General features: G+C 74.5%; 19 protein-coding genes. 3 read left to right on the top strand and 16 right to left on the bottom strand.

Going from position 1 to position 16504, the window contains the following annotated elements; translation table 11 throughout:
* Positions 1-60: 60 nt before the first annotated feature.
* Complete coding sequence (locus NH342_RS08725) at positions 61-1113, top strand: S1C family serine protease (protein WP_374209419.1); 1053 nt, start codon at positions 61-63, stop codon at positions 1111-1113.
* Between the two features lie 128 nt (positions 1114-1241).
* A complete protein-coding gene (locus tag NH342_RS08730) occupies positions 1242-2510 on the top strand; it encodes a DUF445 domain-containing protein (RefSeq protein WP_253013782.1) in 1269 nt (422 codons plus the stop codon).
* Positions 2511-2646: 136 nt separating this feature from the next.
* Here NH342_RS08730 and NH342_RS08735 read toward each other — a convergent pair whose 3' ends face one another.
* The 3 genes from NH342_RS08735 to cysS are packed head-to-tail and all read right to left on the bottom strand — an operon-like array spanning position 2647 to position 5403.
* Positions 2647-3018: a cupin domain-containing protein gene (locus tag NH342_RS08735; RefSeq protein WP_253013784.1), complete on the bottom strand. Its 372-nt coding sequence runs from the start codon at positions 3016-3018 to the stop codon at positions 2647-2649.
* The gene (gene rlmB / locus NH342_RS08740; RefSeq protein ID WP_253013786.1) at positions 3015-3977 is read right to left on the bottom strand and encodes a 23S rRNA (guanosine(2251)-2'-O)-methyltransferase RlmB; all 963 of its coding nucleotides are present in this window, start codon (positions 3975-3977) and stop codon (positions 3015-3017) included. Before rlmB ends, NH342_RS08735 begins: the two co-directional genes overlap by 4 nt.
* A 25-nt stretch (positions 3978-4002) precedes the next feature.
* Entirely contained in the window at positions 4003-5403 is a 1401-nt protein-coding gene (gene cysS, locus NH342_RS08745) for a cysteine--tRNA ligase (protein WP_253013788.1), read from the bottom strand.
* Positions 5404-5476: 73 nt separating this feature from the next.
* On the opposite strand from cysS, the gene NH342_RS08750 reads away from it, so the two are divergent.
* Complete coding sequence (locus NH342_RS08750) at positions 5477-6133, top strand: 2-C-methyl-D-erythritol 4-phosphate cytidylyltransferase (RefSeq protein ID WP_253013790.1); 657 nt, start codon at positions 5477-5479, stop codon at positions 6131-6133.
* Positions 6134-6136: 3 nt separating this feature from the next.
* Here the strand turns inward: NH342_RS08750 and NH342_RS08755 are convergent, their stop codons facing one another.
* The 13 genes from NH342_RS08755 to ispF form a co-directional block, all read right to left on the bottom strand.
* On the bottom strand, positions 6137-6448 hold the full coding sequence (locus tag NH342_RS08755) for a hypothetical protein (RefSeq protein WP_253013792.1): 312 nt from the start codon (positions 6446-6448) through the stop codon (positions 6137-6139).
* 1 nt (position 6449) lies between these two features.
* A complete protein-coding gene (locus NH342_RS08760; protein WP_253013794.1) occupies positions 6450-7202 on the bottom strand; it encodes a 2-C-methyl-D-erythritol 4-phosphate cytidylyltransferase in 753 nt (250 codons plus the stop codon).
* 22 nt (positions 7203-7224) lie between these two features.
* Positions 7225-8556 carry an NAD(P)H-dependent oxidoreductase gene (locus NH342_RS08765; protein ID WP_253013796.1) on the bottom strand — a complete coding sequence of 444 codons (1332 nt, stop codon included), beginning with the start codon at positions 8554-8556 and terminating at the stop codon, positions 7225-7227.
* Entirely contained in the window at positions 8553-8981 is a 429-nt protein-coding gene (locus NH342_RS08770) for a PTS glucitol/sorbitol transporter subunit IIA (RefSeq protein WP_253013798.1), read from the bottom strand. The genes NH342_RS08765 and NH342_RS08770 overlap by 4 nt, the downstream gene beginning before the upstream one ends.
* Entirely contained in the window at positions 8978-9349 is a 372-nt protein-coding gene (locus NH342_RS08775; RefSeq protein WP_253013800.1) for a hypothetical protein, read from the bottom strand. The genes NH342_RS08770 and NH342_RS08775 overlap by 4 nt, the downstream gene beginning before the upstream one ends.
* A gap of 37 nt (positions 9350-9386) precedes the next feature.
* Positions 9387-9980 (bottom strand): hypothetical protein, encoded by a 594-nt coding sequence (locus NH342_RS08780; protein WP_253013802.1) that lies wholly within the window; start codon positions 9978-9980, stop codon positions 9387-9389.
* Positions 9977-10582 (bottom strand): PTS glucitol/sorbitol transporter subunit IIC, encoded by a 606-nt coding sequence (locus NH342_RS08785; protein WP_253013804.1) that lies wholly within the window; start codon positions 10580-10582, stop codon positions 9977-9979. Before NH342_RS08785 ends, NH342_RS08780 begins: the two co-directional genes overlap by 4 nt.
* A 132-nt stretch (positions 10583-10714) precedes the next feature.
* Positions 10715-11158, bottom strand: a complete 444-nt coding sequence (locus tag NH342_RS08790; protein WP_253013806.1) for a transcriptional regulator GutM — start codon at positions 11156-11158, stop codon at positions 10715-10717.
* Positions 11155-12150 carry a sugar-binding transcriptional regulator gene (locus NH342_RS08795; protein ID WP_253013809.1) on the bottom strand — a complete coding sequence of 332 codons (996 nt, stop codon included), beginning with the start codon at positions 12148-12150 and terminating at the stop codon, positions 11155-11157. Before NH342_RS08795 ends, NH342_RS08790 begins: the two co-directional genes overlap by 4 nt.
* Positions 12151-12444: 294 nt before the next feature.
* A complete protein-coding gene (locus NH342_RS08800) occupies positions 12445-13767 on the bottom strand; it encodes a 2-oxo acid dehydrogenase subunit E2 (protein ID WP_253013811.1) in 1323 nt (440 codons plus the stop codon).
* 3 nt (positions 13768-13770) lie between these two features.
* The gene (locus NH342_RS08805) at positions 13771-14802 is read right to left on the bottom strand and encodes an alpha-ketoacid dehydrogenase subunit beta (protein WP_253013813.1); all 1032 of its coding nucleotides are present in this window, start codon (positions 14800-14802) and stop codon (positions 13771-13773) included.
* On the bottom strand, positions 14799-15857 hold the full coding sequence (locus tag NH342_RS08810) for a thiamine pyrophosphate-dependent enzyme (protein WP_253013815.1): 1059 nt from the start codon (positions 15855-15857) through the stop codon (positions 14799-14801). Before NH342_RS08810 ends, NH342_RS08805 begins: the two co-directional genes overlap by 4 nt.
* Before the next feature lie 141 nt (positions 15858-15998).
* Positions 15999-16478, bottom strand: coding sequence for a 2-C-methyl-D-erythritol 2,4-cyclodiphosphate synthase (ispF, locus tag NH342_RS08815; protein WP_253013817.1), 480 nt, complete (start codon positions 16476-16478; stop codon positions 15999-16001).
* Positions 16479-16504 lie beyond the last annotated feature (26 nt).

The following is a 16504-nucleotide window of genomic DNA, read 5'->3' on the forward strand; positions in this document are numbered from 1 at the left end:
GCCGCGGTCGCGGCGAAGGTGCCCTACCTGGAGTCCCTCGGCGTCCGGTACCTGCACCTGATGCCGCTGCTCACCCCCGGCCCGCCGCCCAACGACGGCCGCTCCGCGGTGGCCGACCACGGCGGCTCGGCGACCACGGCGGCAGCGCAGAACGTCGTCATCACCGACCCGCAGGACGCCACCTCGGCGACCGCCGCGGCCGCGAAGGCCGCCCCCAGCGTGGTCACCGTGTACGTGACCAGCGGGCAGAGCGCCGGCTCCGGGTCGGGCGTGGTGATGAGCGCCGACGGCTACGTGCTGACCAACAACCACGTGGTCACCCTGGACAGCAGCACCGACCAGGCGACGGTCCAGGTGACGACGTCGGACGGCACCCTCTACGACGCCACGGTCGTGGGCACCGACCCGACCTCGGACCTCGCGGTGATCAAGCTCGAGGGTGCCTCGGGGCTGACCCCGGCCACCTTCGCCGACTCGAGCAAGGTGCAGGTGGGCGACCAGGCGGTCGCCATCGGCGCCCCGCTGGGGCTGTCCAACACCGTCACCACCGGCATCGTGAGCGCCCTGGACCGTGCGGTCTCCACCGGCTCGGACCAGAACACCACGGTCATCGACGCCATCCAGACCGACGCCGCGATCAACCCGGGCAACTCCGGCGGCGCGCTGGTCGACGCCGCCGGCGAGGTGATCGGCATCAACTCCGCGATCGCCTCGGTGGCCAACCAGAGCTCGCAGGAGCAGCAGAGCGGCAACATCGGGGTCGGCTTCGCCATCCCGTCCGACACCGCCCAGCGGGTCGCCCAGCAGATCATCCAGACCGGCAGCGCCACCCACGCGCTGCTGGGGGTGAGTGCGCAGACCGCCGCGGAGCAGGGCTCCGAGGTCGGCGAGGGCGCGAAGGTGGCCCAGGTCGCCGACGGTGGTCCGGCCGCGCAGGCCGGGATCCAGGTCGGCGACGTCATCACCGCGGTCGGCAGCCGGGAGATCTCCACCGCGACCGACCTGACCGCCGCGGTGCGCAGCGCCTCGCCGGGGCAGAAGGTCACCCTGACCGTCCGCCGGGGCAGCAGCACCGAGCAGGTCGACGTCACGCTGGGCACGGCGTCCAGCTAGGTGACCTGCTGGAACGGCCCGGCTGCAGGGCCCCGCGGCACGCGCAACGTGCCGTGGGGGCAGTCGGGTCCTTCTCGGGGGCCGGTACCGCGACCGCGGTACCGGCCCCCGCTGCATAGCCTGGGCCGGTGGCTCCCCCCGTCCCGCTGACCGGCGCGCTCGACGACCCGGCCCGCGCACGGGACCTGCGGCGGATGAAGACCCTGGCCACCGGGCTGTTCGGAGCCGCTGCCCTGGTCTACCTGGCCTGCGTGGTGTGGGGCGGGGACCGCACCTGGGTCGGTTACGTCGAGGCCACCGCCGAGGCCTCCATGGTCGGTGCCCTGGCCGACTGGTTCGCCGTCACCGCGCTGTTCCGGCACCCGCTGCGGCTGCCCATCCCCCACACCGCGGTCATCCCGCGCAAGAAGGACCAGATCGGCACCAGCCTGGGTGCGTTCGTGCAGGAGAACTTCCTGACCGCCGCGGTGGTCTCCGAGCGGCTGGCGACCGTCGACGTCCCCGGCCGGATCGGGGACTTCCTGGCCGCGCCGGGCCGCGCCCAGCGGCTGGCCGGGGACGCCGGGGTCGCCGTCCGGGCGCTGTTCGACCTGCTGGACGACGACGTCGTGCAGGAGGCGCTGGGGTCGCTGGTGGACCGCAAGGCGCGCGAGACCCCCGCCGCGCCCGTGCTGGCCCGGGTCATCGAGGCCGTGGTGGAGGGCGACAAGCACCAGGACGTGCTCTCGGCCGGGTTGACCGGGCTGGCCGGGTTCCTGCGCGACAACCGGGCGCTGTTCCGGGCGCAGCTGTCCGACGCCTCGCCGGTGTGGGTGCCCGACTGGGTCGACGACCGGGTGTTCGTGCGGGCCTTCGACGGGGTGCAGCGGTTCCTGGCCGAGGTGGGGGCGGACCCGCAGCACGAGCTGCGTCGCTCCTACGACGCCCGGCTGCGCGCCTACGTGCAGGCGCTGCGCACCGACCCGGCCACCGCGGCCAAGGTGGAGGACGCCAAGGCCGACCTGCTCGACCACCCGGCGGTGCGCACCTGGTCGGCCGGCCTGTGGGGCACCGCGAAGGCCGCGCTGCTGGCCGCCGCCGACGACCCGGACTCCGCGCTGCGGGCCCGGGTGGGCGACCTGCTGCTGCGCGCCGCCCGGATGCTTCAGGAGGACGAGCAGGTGCGGGCGACCGTGCAGGAGCAGGCGGTGCGCGCGGCCCGCTGGGCGGTCACCCGGTTCAGCGGCGACGCCGCCGAGCTGGTCAGCACCACGGTGGCCCGGTGGGACACCGAGGAGACCAGCCGGCGGATCGAGCTGCAGGTGGGCCGGGACCTGCAGTGGATCCGGGTCAACGGCACCGTCGTGGGTGGCCTGGCCGGGCTGGTCATCCACACCGTCGGCCAGCTGATCGGCTGACCGGTCCACCGAGCGGCGACCAGCCCACCGAGCGGCATGGATCAGGTGGGACGGGCAACGTGCATCCTCCGCCACCGGCGTCCGTGGCGGAGGATGCACCGTGATCAGCTGAGCTGATCCACGCCGCGGCCGGTGATCAGCTCAGCGCGAAGCCCGACCACCGGAAGCCCGGCGAGACCACGCAGCTGACCAGCACCTCGTCGGCGGCCGGCGCGGTGGCCTGCGGCACGCCGGCGGGGACCAGGGTCTGCGGGTGCGCGGCGTCCAGCACCACCCGCTCCTCCCCCACGTGCAGCTCGAGCGCACCGGGACCGTGCCAGAGCCACAGCTCGTCGGCGTCCACGGTGTGCCGGGCCGAGGACTCCCCCGGCGCCAGGAGGAACAGGATCGCGGTGGCCTGCGGGCGGCCACCGCCCCCGGGCGGCCCCGTCCAGGTGCGCCGGAACCACCCGCCCTCCGGGTGCGGCGCGAGGTCCAGCCGCTGCGCCGTCGCCGGCCGCGCGGTCACCGTCGGGCGGAGGCCGCGGCGTAGAGGGCGATGGAGGCCGCGACGCTGACGTTGAGCGACTCGGTGTCCTTGGTCATCGGGATGCGGACGACGACGTCGCACCGCTCGCGCACCAGCCGGGAGAGGCCCGCGCCCTCGGCCCCGACCACCAGCGCGACCGGGTCGGCGAAGCCGTCGTAGGCGTGCAGGTCGACGTCGCCGTCACCGGCCAGGCCGACCGTCTGCAGGCCGGCGTCCTGGTAGGCGGCCAGCGTGCGGGCCAGGTTGACGGCACGCGCCACCCGCACCCGCGCGGCGGCGCCGGCGGAGGTGCGCCAGGCCGAGGCGGTCATGCCGACCGCGCGCCGCTGCGGCACGACCACGCCGTGCGCGTCGAACGCCGCGGCCGAGCGCACGACCGCGCCCAGGTTGCGGGGGTCGGTGACGCCGTCCAGGGCCACCACCAGCGGGGGCCGCCCGGCGTCGCGCGCGACGTCGAGCAGGTCGTCGGGGTGGGCGTAGTCGTAGGGCGGGACCATCAGCCCGATGCCCTGGTGCAGGGCGCCGTCGCTCATCCGGTCGAACTCCGCGCGGCCCACCTCCAGCAGCGGCAGGCCGCGGTCGGCGGCCAGCTGCACGGCCTCGGCGATCCGCTCGTCGGTGCCGCCGCGGCTGCCGTCGCCGGTGACGACGTACAGCGCCTGCGCCGGGATGGCGGCGCGCAGTGCCTCCACGACCGGGTTGCGACCCAGCAGCAGCTCGGGCTGCTCCTCGTTGCGCTTGGCCACCCGGGCCCGGTTGTCCCGCCGCGCGGCGGCGGCCTTGGCCTTCCTGAACGCCGGGTGGTAGGGCCGGTCCTCGGCCTTGGGGGTGTTGCCGCGCCCGGCCAGACCCCGGCGCCCGTGCCCGCCGGTGCCGGCGGTGGCGCCCTTCTTGCCCGCGCCGCTCGTGCGGCCGCGGCGCTGGCTGTTGCCTGCCATCAGTCTTCTCTCCGTGCTGTCCGGCTCACCGGGAGAGCTCCCAGCGGGGGCCGGACGGGGTGTCCTCGACGACGACGCCGAGGGTGGTCAGCTGGTCGCGGATCGCGTCCGCGGCCGCGTAGTCCTTGCGGGCCCGGGCGGCGGCGCGCTGGTCCAGCGCCAGCCGCACCAACCCGTCGGTGACCTCGGCCAGCCGGTCGTCGGCCCCACCGGCGGCCCACTGCGGGTCCAGCGGGTCCAGGCCCAGGACGCCGAGCATCGCCCGCACCGCGCCGAGCTCGGCGGCCACCGCCGCGTCGTCGCCGTCGGCCAGGGCGGTGTTCCCGGCCCGGGCGTGCTCGTGGGCGACGGCGACCGCGGCCGGCGTCCCCAGGTCGTCGTCGAGCGCGGCGACGAAGGCGTCGGGCAGCCGGCCGCCCTCGACCGTGCCGACCCGTTCGGCGGCGCGGCGGACGAAGGACTCCAGCCGGCGGTAGGCGGCGCCGGCCTCGGCCAGCGCGGCGTCGGTGAACTCGATGGTCGACCGGTAGTGCGGGGCGACGAGGTAGTAGCGCAGCTCCACCGGGCGGACCCGGGTGACGACCTCGTCGACCAGGGCGGTGTTGCCCATCGACTTGCTCATCTTCTCCCCGCCCAGGGTGACCCAGCCGTTGTGCAGCCAGTACCGGGTGAACGGGTCGCCGGCGGCGCGGGACTGCGCCTGCTCGTTCTCGTGGTGCGGGAAGCGCAGGTCCAGCCCGCCGCCGTGGATGTCGAACTCCTCGCCCAGGTACTTGTGCGCCATGGCCGAGCACTCCAGGTGCCAGCCCGGCCGCCCACGGCCCCAGGGGGTGTCCCAGGAGGCGGTGGCCGGGTCGGTGGGCTTGTGCGCCTTCCACAGCGCGAAGTCGCGGGGGTCGCGCTTGAGGTCGTCGGTGTCGGCGTCGCCGGCGGGCTGCAGGTCCTCGAGCTTCTGCCCGGTGAGCTCGCCGTAGGACGGCCACGACCGGACGTCGAAGTACACGTCGCCGCCGGCGGCGTAGGCGTGCCCGCGCTCGACCAGCCGGCCGATCATCTCCACCATCTCGGGCACGTGGCCGGTGGCCCGGGGCTCGTAGGTGGGCGGCAGGGTGCCCAGCACCTGGTAGGCGCGGGTGCAGGCCAGCTCGTTGCGGTAGGCCCAGTCCCACCACTCCGTGCCGGACGCTGCGGCCTTGGTCAGGATCTTGTCGTCGACGTCGGTGACGTTGCGGACGAAGGTGACCTCCAGGCCCTGCGCGGTGAACCAACGGCGCAGCACGTCGAAGGCCAGCGCGGCGCGGACGTGGCCGATGTGCGGGGGGCCCTGGACGGTGAGCCCGCAGACGTACATCGACACCCGGCCGGCCCGCAGGGGGGTGAAGTCGCGCACGGCGTGCGCGGCCGAGTCGTACAGCCGGAGGTCCACCGCCGGGAGTCTACGGATGGGCGGTCCGACGCCGGTTCCGGTGCGGGCGTGCGGGCTCAGTAACGTGAAGAGGATGCCCACGCCCGGCGCCTCCGCGCCCTCCCGCGGCCCCGCCCGGGGCACCGGCCTGCTCGGCCTGGTCGTGGAGAACCCCGCCGGCATCCCGGGGCTGCGCCTGCAGGGCCGGCCGCTGCTGGGCCACGGGGTCGACACCCTCGGCGCGGTGGCGACGCTGCAGGTCCGGGTGCTGGGCCGGGGCACCGCCGGGGCGCTCGGCCTGCACCCCGGGGAGCACTGGCGGTCGCTGGCCACCGAGGGCCTGGTGCTGCACGACGCGCTGTGCCCGCTCCTGCCGGCGTCGGCGGTCCGGGAGGCGGTGCAGCTGCTGGCCGCGGCCGGCCCCCGGGGGGTGGTGGTCGGCGTCCGGCCGGTCACCGACACGGTCAAGGAGGTCGTCGACGGCGCCGTGGTGGGCACCGTCGACCGGGACGCGCTCAGCGCACTGGCCTCCCCCGTCGCGGTGGGCGCCGGACTGCTCGACGCGCTGGCGGCGCGGTTGCCGACCGCCGGCGGGCTGGCCGACCTGACCGCGGTGCTCGAGGCGCTGGACGGCCTGGGCACGGTGGTGCCCTTCGAGGTGCCCTCGGCCGGGCGGCGGCTCACCGACGCCGACGACGTCGTCCTGATGGAGTGCCTGCACGGGCTGCGCGGCCGGCTCCGGGAACGCTGAGCCTCAGCGGCCGCGGATGAGCGTGCCGAGCTCGGCGAGCAGCTTGCCGGGCTGGCGCAGCAGCGCCCCGGGCAGCTCGCGGGCGAAGCGCAGCGGGTCGCGGCGGGCACGGCGGGCCATCCGCACCGGCTTGCTGGTCACCCGGTGCTCGAGGTCGTGCAGGTAGCCGGTCAGCATCGAGCGGGGCACGACCTCCACGACGTGGCCGCAGGCGGTGCAGGTGGTGGTGGCCAGCAGCCGGCCCACGTGCCGCAGCTCGTGCTCCACGGTGCGCCCGCAGGCGGTGCAGGTCAGCTCGGCGTACTCCTGCTCCACGTCAGCTCCCCCCTGCCGCTCCGGGTCCCAGCCGGCGGACGTCGAACGAGGACCGCGCGAGCAGCGCCTCGGCGAGGAACAGGTCCTCGGCGTATGTGATCTTGATGTTGGTCGAGCTGCCGGGCACGTTGCAGATGCGCACCCCGGGGGCGAACCGCTCGATGCTCGCGGCGGTGTCCGAGCCCTCGAAGCCGGCGTCCGCGGCGGCCCGGTAGGCCGCCACCAGCTCGCGGGCGGTGAACCCCTGCGGGGTCTGCACGCCGACGGCCTCCCCGGCGCGGACGGCGAGCCCGTCGCGGTGCAGCAGGCCCGGCTGTCGGCGGCCGGGGACCGCCCCGCCGTGCTGGCGGGCGGCCGCGGCGACGTCGCGGAACAGGCCCGGACCGCTCAGCGGGCGGGCGGCGTCGTGGATGAGCACCACGTCCACCTCCCCCCGCTCGATCGACGGCAGCAGCTCCTGCACCGCTGCCCACTCCGAGGCGTGCCGGCTGGCTCCCCCGACGACGACGCGGACGTCGCGGCCGGCCGCCTCGCGGGCCAGCACTGTGTGCGCGGCCTCGACCTCGTCGGCCCGCACGACCAGCACCACGGGCCCGATGCCGGGGTCGTGCGCGGTGGCGTCCAGGGTCCAGACGAACACCCGCCGGCCGGCCAGCGGCAGGAACACCTTGTTGGTGCGGTGCCCCGTCCGCGAACCGGTCCCCGCCGCGAGCAGCACGAGGGCTGCCCGCGGCGGGGACGGGTCACGCGTCACCCGGCCAGCGTAGGGCCCGGGCTCAGGCGGGGACGCCGCCCAGCGCGGCCACCAGGTCGGCCTCGGACGGCGCGGTGCCGGCCGGGGTGGCGTCCTGCAGCTTGCGCAGCGCGACGATGACCGAGTCCTGCGCGAGCTCGACGTCGTCGTAGGTGAGGTACTCCCCCGCCTTGACGTCCCGGACCAGGCGGGCGTGGGCGATGACGCCCAGCGGCACCCGGTTGCCGGCGGCGAAGTCCGCGGCGTCCTCGATCAAGCCGTGCACGTGCGCACCGCCCACGCCCTCGAGCACGGTGCCCGCGGCCAGGTCGCTCTTGGCGACCGCGCCGACCTCGGCGGTCCAGAACTCCGAGGTCAGGCTGGCACGGTTGTCCAGGACCATCTCGGCCACCGTGAGCGGGGCCTCGACGCTGGCCAGGTGGTAGGGCCGGTAGAGGGCGAAGTACGGGCCCGTGCCCATCTGCAGGTAGGACAGCTCGTGGTTGACGTAGGGGTCGTCGGTGCGGACGACGACGAACACGCCGGGCGCCACCGGGCCGGTGCAGTAGTCCACGACGCCGGCCTTCTCCAGCACGCCGCCGTCCTCGACGAGGGCGAAGGTGTCCTGCAGGGTCGGGACGGTCGACGCCGGGCCGTGCATGCCGCGGGTGGAGACGCCCAGGCCCGTGGTGTTGGCCAGCGCGGCCATCTCGATCATGGCCTTGGAGCCGTCCACGAAGCTGCACAGCATCTTCGGGTTCATGCCCTTGCGCTGCGCCTCCTCGGTGAGCGAAGCGGGCGTCGCCGACGGGTTCAGCGGGTTGTTCTTGCCCTTGCCCGCCATGACGACCTCCATGGAGAGGTCACGGGCGTAGTCGACGAGGATCTTGCACTCGACGGGCTCGTCGCCGCGGCAGATCGAGTAGATCGCGCCGGAGGACTGGGCCAGGTCGTGCAGCAGCCGGCCGATGGTCACGTCGGACTCGACGTTCAGCGTGGCGATGTGCTTGCCGGCCAGCAGGCAGCGGACCGCGACCTGCGCGCCGATCTCGGGCACGCCGGTGGCCTCGACGACGACGTCGACGGGCAGGTCGGTGAGCATGGACAGGTCGTCGAGGGCGACGGCGCCCCCGCTCTCGACCACGCGGACGACCTCGTCGAGGTCGTGGCTGATGACCGGCTGCTGGCCGGTGCCGACCAGGGCCTCCGACGCGCGCTCGGCGACGACGTCGACGACGGCGGAGACGTGCACGCCGGTCATCCGGTGGGCCTGGGCGGCGAACCCGCGGCCCATCTGGCCGGCGCCGACCAGGGCGATGCGGACCGGACGGCCGCGCTGCGCCGCCAGGGCGGCGAGACGGGAGCTGTAGCTCATGAGGCGTCCTCGGGGGTGGCGACCGGACCGGCCGGTCGCAGGATGCGGAAGGTGTCGCCCGGCTGCGGGAGCACGAGCGAGCCGACGGGGAGGTTGCAGTCACCGGGCATGTCCGCCTCGGTCGCACCGTTGGCCTTGAAGTCGATGTGGCCGAGGTTGACCAGGTTGGCCTCGACCACCGCGCCGACGGCGAGCACGGGGATGCGGGTGCCCCCCAGCTCGACGACGTCGCCGGGGCGGGGGCCGGCGCTGGCCACCGTCGGTTCGTGCAGGGCGGAGAAGTCGTGCAGCTCGGCCGGGGAGTCGGCACCGAACAGGACCAGGATCCCGTGGTCGGAGACGAACATCCCGACCTGCTCCCCGACCGCGGTGACGGTGGAGGAGTAGAGGACCTGCTCCTCCACCGTCACCTCGGGGGTGGTCACTTCTCGACCACGTCCGCGACGCCGACGCCGGAGACGAAGATGTCCTCCTTGATGAAGGAGGCCAGCGGGCCCGACGGCGACGTGGCGTGCACGTCGACGGTCATGACCTTCTTCATCGGGTAGACGCCGACGCGGGCGGTGCCGCCGCAGTCGATGACGGCCACGGCGATCTTGTCGAACGGGGCGGAGCTCTTGAAGCCGTCGAAGGCCTCGCCGCCGGTCAGCTCGGCGATCTTGGCAGCCACGGGGTGGATGCCCCCGCCGGTGACGCTGTAGATCAGCGGCTTGTCGGCGGTCGGGGTGATGGTGAGGGGGCCTCCCCATCCACCGCGGCCCTTGCTGATGGTGACGGACTTGTACTCGGGCATCTCGTGCTCCTCTTCGTTGCGGTGGTGCTCGGGTGGGTCAGTTGGACGAGTACATCCCGAAGCTGGCGAAGTACGCGATCACGACCGCGATCGGCCCGGTGACCAGGCGGCTGAACAGCACCGCCGGGACGCCGGCCTCGACGGTCTCGGGCTCGGCCTCGCCCAGGGCCAGGCCGACGGGGATGAAGTCGCAGCCGACCTGCGGGTTGATGGCGAACAGCGCCGGCAGGGCGTACTGCGGCGGGATGTCCCCGGCGCCGATGCGGGTGCCGAGCAGGACGCCGACGACCTGCGCGATGACCGCACCGGGGCCGAGCACCGGCGACAGCACCGGGATGGCGCAGAAGATGCAGATCGCCAGCAGGCCGATCAGGTTCGACGCCAGGGGGGCGACGACGTTGGCCAGGGCGTTGCCCAGGCCGGTGTAGTTGACGATCCCGACGATGACCGAGACGAAGGCCATGAACGGGATGATGTTGCGGATGACGGTGTCGATGGTGTCGCGGCCGGCCTGGTAGAGGACGCCGACGACGCCACCGACGGCCTTGCCGACCCGGACCAGGAGGCTGCTGGCCTTGCTCGCGACGCCGTTGCCGCTCTTCGCCGGCTTCTCGGTGGTTGCGGTGCTCACGCCAGGGCTCCCTCGGTGCGGGTGTTGCGGGCCAGGAGACGCGCGGTGATGAGCTCGGTGACCACACCGCGGATGAGGATGACGACCATGCCGACCAGCAGGAAGCGGACGGCGAGGTCACCCAGGCCGAGGCCCAGGGTGGTGATGCCGGCGGCGATGCCGTAGTAGACGAACAGCTCACCGGGGTTGGCGTGCGGGAACAGGCCGAGGATCGGGTGCACGAAGCTCACCGAGGAGTCGTAGAAGGCGGGCTTGTACTTCTCCGGGAGGAACCGGCCCATCGTGTAGCACATGGGGTTGGTCAGGAAGAAGACCGACAGGACCGGCAGCACCAGGTAGCGGACCGGGTACCACTGGATGCCGGGGCGGGCGGCGAGCTCGCCGAAGCGCTCGATGCGCTCGACGCCGATCGCCCTGACCAGGGCGTTGACGGCGGTCAGCAGGACGATGAGCAGCGGGATGATCCCGGTGAGCAGGCCGACGAAGTTCGTCGCGCCCGCCTGGAAGAGGCCGATGAACCACTCGGCGGCGTGGGCGAGGACACCGAAGAAGCCGGTGGGGTCCTGTGCCTGCGAGGTGTCCGTGGCTGCCAGTACTGACATGCGTGCGTCCCTCCTAGGGATGCGTGGCAGGGGTGGTGGGGGCGGGTGGGCACGGCGGGGAGACCGTTCCCGTGGTGCGGTGGGTCGGTCGGGCGGTGGTGCGGTGGTCGTGCGGGGTGGGACCCCGGCGGGTCACGCCGGGCTGGACACCCCCGCGGGGGTGGAGGCCGTCGTCCCGGTGGTGCTGGTGGCGCCGGGACGGCCGGCCAGGGCGGCGCGGAGCATCTCCGCGGCCTGTCGAGCGGCTTCCCGCTCGGGCTTGGTGAGGCCCTCGACGGGCCGGTCGCCGGCGACCACCGCCAGCCGGACGCCGACCAGGGCGTCCAGCGGGGTGGGCCGGGCGAAGGTGGTGAACCCGCGGAGGGTGAAGGCGCCGGTGATGCGCTTGTCGGCCACCGCGATCGCGACGAACGCGCGACCCCCGCGGTAGCGGCGCCCGCCGGCGCCGACGGCGGTGGCGCCCAGGGGCCGCAGGCGGCGCAGCTCCCGGGCCCAGGCGGTGGTCTGCTTGCTGGTCAGCCACAGCTGCAGGACGGTCCCCAGGACGACGGGGACCAGCAGGATCGCCCAGCTCATCGCAGTGCCTCGCTCTCGTCGGTGTCGGACGTGCGGTCGGTGTCGCGGGCCAGTGCCAGGACGGCGCGGGCCAGGCTCTCGTCGCACACCAGGACGTCGACCAGGCGCCCGCGCAGGGCACCCAGGACGCCGGCGGCCTTGACCCGGCCGCAGGCGACGCCGACGACGGTGGGGATGGCGGCGAGGTCGGAGAGGGTCACGGCGAGCACCCGCTCGTGCACCGCGCCCAGGACGGGGTTGCCGTCCGCGTCGAAGTAGCGGGCGGCGATGTCGCCGACCGGGGCGGCCTTGCGCAGCTGCGAGGCCTCCTCGGCGTCGAGGGCGAGCGCGGAGAGGATGGCCGCCGACGACCCGTGGGCCGGGGTGCCGATGCCGACGAAGGCGATGTCGGCCCGCCGGGCCTCGGCCAGGGCCTGCTCGACGCTGGCCTCCTCGGCGAGGGCGTCGCGGGCGGCGGCGGTGGTCAGCGTCGCCGGGGCGTGCAGGTAGCGGTAGGTGGCGCCCAGCCGGGAGGCGAGCTCGCGGACCAGCTCGTGGCCGGAGACCTCGTTCTCCACGGCGGACAGCCCGCCGACGAGCTGGACCAGCTTGACCGCGTAGTCGTGCTCGGCGGTGGTGTGCCAGACCATCGACTGCAGGGCGCTCCCCCACGACAGCGCGACGACCATGCCGTCGTGCAGCTCGTCGAGCAGCAGCCGGCCGGCCTGGACGCCGACCTGCTGGTCGGCGTCGCCGGCGGCGGTGCGCTGGGCGACGCGGACGGCGCGCAGGCCGAAGCGGGTGCGCAGGGCCTCCTCGAGCTCGCGGTCGCGGCCGGCCGGGTCGTTCACCCGGATCTCGACGACGCCCTGCTCGACGGCGGATGCGAGCATGCGGGAGACGTTGCTGCGGCTGGTGCCCAGCCGCTGGGCCACCTCGGCCTGCGACTGGTTCTCCAGGTAGTACAGCCGGGCCGCGGCCACCAGGAGCTCCAGATCTCGGGGAGCAGGCATCGTCACCTCCGTCCATCGCGTCTGCACCGTTGTGCACGTTGTTGCGCGACGCACAGTGGCATGTGACAGGGACCACCCGCAAGTACCTGACGCACCTATTTCCAGATTTTCTGCACATCTGTGCGCACGCGACTCCCGGGTCCGGGCACGCCGAGGCCCCGGGCGCGGCGACGGCGGCGCGACCGGGGCGGGCCCTCCCAGGACGTCGTCGGCCCGGGAGGGGGTAGGCGGGGCGCCGCAGGCCGGCACGGGGACGGCCTGCGGCGCGTGGGGGCGTCCTCGCGCCCGCGTGGGTCAGGCCAGGTCGTCGGCCATGAGGGCGAGCAACCGGGCGCCGTCGGCGCCGTCGCCGACCCGGTGGTCGACGGTCAGGCCCGCGGTGACCACCAGCGCGGTGCCGATGCCGCCGGGGACGGCGACCGGGCGGCGGCTGATCGACCCCAGGGCGAGCACGCTGCCCTGCGGAGGGGTGATCAGGGCCTGGAACCGGTCGACGCCGAGGCCGCCCAGGTTGGACAGGCTGGCGTTGGCCACCGCCTGGTGCGCGGCGTCGACCTTGCCCGTGCGGGCTGCCCCCGCCACCGCGCGCAGGTCCTCGTCGAGCCTGCGCGGGTTCTGGCTCTCGGGTGCGGTGAAGGTCGGCACCATGAGCCCCTCGGGGGTGTCCACCGCCAGCGCGACGACCGGTCCGCCGGTGGGCACCGCGTTCTCGCCGTCCCAGCGGTCGAGCAGCCGCGGCACCTGCAGCAGCGCGCGGGCGTAGCTCTGCAGCAGCACCGTGGTCCAGGACAACCCGTCGCGGTGCCCGTCCGCGGTGTCGAGCACCAGGTCCCGCCAGACCGTGAACTGCGGGATGGCCGCACTCTCGGTCATCTTGCGGGCCACGGCCCGCCGGACCGCCGCGACCTTGGCGCTGACCTGCCCGGTGGCCGGGGCAGCTGGCGCCACCGGCGCCGGCGCGGGCACCGGTGCGGGGGCCGGCTCGGGCACCGGGGCCGACTGGGCCTGCGCTGCGGCCCGCTTGCGCTGCGGCGGGGTCAGCGGCTTGGCCGCGGCCGGGGCCTCGGCGGCGGGCACCTCCGCGGCCGGTTGCGCAGCGGCGTCGATGGCACCCTGCACGTCGGCGATGGACACCACGCCGCCGGGGCCGGTCGGGGTGATCGACCGCAGGTCGACACCGGCCTCGGACGCCATGGCCCGGGCCTTCGGGACCGCCGCGACCGGACCGGTCGACGCCGCCCCCGCGGTCGCCGGTGCGGGCGCGGGCGCCTGCTGCGGCTCGGGGGTGGGTGCGTCGGCGCCGTCGGAGCCCAGCTCGTCGCCGGCGGCGGCCGGCTCCGCGGGGTCACCGAAGTCGAGCAGGTCGGTGAAGGAGTCGCCGTCGGCCTCGATCCAGCCGATCGGCTCGCCGACGGGCACGATCCCCGACTCGTGGACGATCTCCACGAGGGTGCCGGTGGCCGGGCTCTCGACCTCCATGTCCACCTTGTCGGTGAGCACCTCGCAGATCACGTCGCCGGAGGCGATCTCGTCGCCGACGCCGATGGCCCAGTGCGACAGCTCGCCCTCGGTCATGGTCATCGACATCTTGGGCATGCGGACGGGCACACGCGCCACGGCTCAGGCCTCCTGGGTGGCGAGCGCGCGGGCGGTGGTCACGACGTCGTCCAGCTGCGGGACCATCGCCGACTCCAGCGCCGGGGCGTAGGGCATGGGCGCGTCGAGCCCGCACAGCCGCTTGATCGGCGCCTCGAGGCTGTAGATCGCCGACGAGCCGGCGATCCGGGCGGCGATCTCGCCCATGTAGCCGACGTGCCCGGGGGCCTCCTGCACCAGCAGGACACGTCCGGTGCGGCGGACGGCGTCCAGGATGGGCGCCTCGTCCAGCGGGGTGAGGGTGACCGGGTCGACGACGGTGGCCTCGATGCCCTCGGCGGCCAGCCGCTCGGCGGCCTCCAGGCTGCGGCCCACCATCACGCCGGTGGCCACGATGGTCAGGTCGGCGCCCTGGCGGCGGACGACCGTCTTCCCCAGCGGCACGCGGTCCGCGCCGGCGGGGACGACGCCCTTGGTGCGGTAGAGCAGCTTGTGCTCGAGGAACACGACGGGGTTGGGGTCGTCGATGGCGGCCAGCAGCAGGCCCTTCACCTCGGACACGGTGCTGGGCATGACCACCTTGAGGCCGGGCACGTGGGCGAACCACGCCTCCAGGCTCTGCGAGTGCTGCGCCGCGGCGCCGGTGCCCGAGCCCAGCGGGGTGCGCAGCACCATGGGCACCGACACCGCCCCTCCGAGCATGAAGTGGATCTTGGCGGCCTGGTTGACGATCTGGTCCATCGCCTGGCAGGTGAAGTCGGAGAACTGGATCTCCACGATCGGCCGCATGCCGGCCAGCGCGGCACCGACGGCGGCCCCCACGATGCCGAGCTCGGAGATGGGGGTGTCGCGCACCCGCTCCTTGCCGAACCGGTGCACCAGGTCACCGCTCACCCCGAAGGCCCCGCCGTAGACCCCGACGTCCTCGCCCAGCATGAAGACGCGGTCGTCGGCGGCCATGGCCTCGGCCAGGCCCTCGCGGATGGCCTCGGAGTAGGTCATCTCGCCGCGCGCGGCGGCGGTGCTCGCGGCTGCGTCCTGCGCGGTGGCGGTCATCGGGTCACGTCCTGGGTGTCGGCGGGGGCGAAGACGGCGTCGAGCAGGTCACCGGGGTCGGCGTCGACCCCGGAGTTGGCCTCGCGGACGGCGGCCTTGACGGCCTCGGTGGCCTCGTCGCGGGCGGCCGCGACGTCGTCCGCGGTGAGCAGACCGGACCCGGTCACCTTCGTCTCGAAGGCGACGATGGGGTCGCGCTCGCGCCACTCCGCGATCTCCTCGCGGGTGCGGTAGAGGTTCTTGTCGCTCTTGCTGTGGCCCTTCCAGCGGTAGGTCTCGGCCTCGATCAGGGTCGGGCCGCCGCCGCCCCGGGCGCGGTCGACGGCCTCGGCGGCCGCGGCGTGCACCGCGTCGAGGTCGTTGCCGTCGACGGTGACGCCGGGCATGCCGTAGGCCGCGGCGCGCTCGGCCACGTGCGGCACGGCCATCGAGAACTCGGTGGAGAAGCTCATGCCGTACTTGTTGTTCTCGCACACGAAGACCACCGGCAGGTCCCAGATCGCGGCCAGGTTGAGGCCCTCGTGGAAGGCGCCCTCGTTGGTCGCGCCGTCGCCGAAGAAGCTCGCGACCACGCGGTCCTCGCCGCGCATCTTGTAGGCCAGCGCCGCACCGGCGGCGATCGGGATGCCGCCGCCGACGATGCCGTTGGCGCCGAGGTTGCCGGTGGCGACGTCGGCGATGTGCATCGAGCCGCCGCGGCCGCGGCAGTAGCCGCTCTCCTTGGCCAGCAGCTCGGCCATCATCCGGGTCAGGTCGGCTCCCTGCGCGATGCAGTGGCCGTGGCCCCGGTGGGTGCTGGTGATGGCGTCGCGCTCGCGGAGGGCCAGGCACACACCGGTCGCGCTGGCCTCCTGGCCGATCGACAGGTGCATGGTGCCGTGCATCAGGCCCCGGGCGAACAGGTCGTCGACGGCCTCCTCGAAGCGGCGGATCTTCCACATGGTGGCCAGCGAGGTGCGGGCGGTCGTGGGGTCGCTGGACGGCGCGACGGGGCGGCCGTCCTGGACAGGCGGCTGGTGCGCGATGGCAGTGATGACGAACTCCCTGGTCTGCACATTTGTGACAACGGTTTGCACGTCTGCCCAGGGAATGTATGGGGTGGACCACACCGATGCAAGAGGCACCGCCGCGGCTGCCGCGCGCGGGCACCCCGGGGGCCCCGGGCGCGGGTGCGCACGGGGTGGGAGAGGTCCGGGTCAGGCCCGGGCGACGACCAGCGCGGTGGCGACGGCGGCCAGGCCCTCGCCGCGACCGGTGAGGCCGAGCCGGTCGGTGGTGGTCGCGGTCAGCCGGACGACGGCACCCAGCGCCTCCTCGAGGACCTGCACGGCCTCGGCGCGCCGGCCGCTCAGCCGCGGGGTGTTCCCGACCAGCTGGACGGCGACGTTGCCGACGTCGAACCCGGCCGCGCGGACCAGCCGGGCGGTCTCGGCCAGCAGAGTGAGCCCCGAGGCGCCGGCGTACTCCGGGCGCGAGGTGCCGAACACCCCGCCGAGGTCGCCGACCCCCGAGGCGCTCAGCAGCGCGTCGCAGGCGGCGTGGGCCACGACGTCGCCGTCGGAATGCCCGGCCAGCCCGGCCTCGGCCCCGGGCCAGTGCAGGCCGGCCACCCACAGCGGGCGACCCGCCTCCAGGGCGTGCACGTCGACCCCGACCCCGACCAGCGGCAGCTGCATGCGGGCAGTCTCCCGGATGCACGAGG

The sequence above is a fragment of the Klenkia sp. PcliD-1-E genome (genome assembly GCF_024124375.1).
Classification (GTDB): domain Bacteria; phylum Actinomycetota; class Actinomycetes; order Mycobacteriales; family Geodermatophilaceae; genus Klenkia.

Coding starts and splice junctions, on each gene's coding strand:
- NH342_RS08765 (WP_253013796.1), bottom strand. CDS start 8,556: ATGAGCTACAGCTCCCGTCTCGCCGCCCTGGCGGCGCAGCGCGGCCGT.
- NH342_RS08725 (WP_374209419.1), top strand. CDS start 61: ATGCCGCTGCTCACCCCCGGCCCGCCGCCCAACGACGGCCGCTCCGCG.
- NH342_RS08785 (WP_253013804.1), bottom strand. CDS start 10,582: ATGTCAGTACTGGCAGCCACGGACACCTCGCAGGCACAGGACCCCACC.
- NH342_RS08790 (WP_253013806.1), bottom strand. CDS start 11,158: ATGAGCTGGGCGATCCTGCTGGTCCCCGTCGTCCTGGGGACCGTCCTG.
- NH342_RS08805 (WP_253013813.1), bottom strand. CDS start 14,802: ATGACCGCCACCGCGCAGGACGCAGCCGCGAGCACCGCCGCCGCGCGC.
- NH342_RS08775 (WP_253013800.1), bottom strand. CDS start 9,349: ATGCCCGAGTACAAGTCCGTCACCATCAGCAAGGGCCGCGGTGGATGG.
- rlmB (WP_253013786.1), bottom strand. CDS start 3,977: ATGGCAGGCAACAGCCAGCGCCGCGGCCGCACGAGCGGCGCGGGCAAG.
- NH342_RS08795 (WP_253013809.1), bottom strand. CDS start 12,150: ATGCCTGCTCCCCGAGATCTGGAGCTCCTGGTGGCCGCGGCCCGGCTG.
- NH342_RS08750 (WP_253013790.1), top strand. CDS start 5,477: ATGCCCACGCCCGGCGCCTCCGCGCCCTCCCGCGGCCCCGCCCGGGGC.
- ispF (WP_253013817.1), bottom strand. CDS start 16,478: ATGCAGCTGCCGCTGGTCGGGGTCGGGGTCGACGTGCACGCCCTGGAG.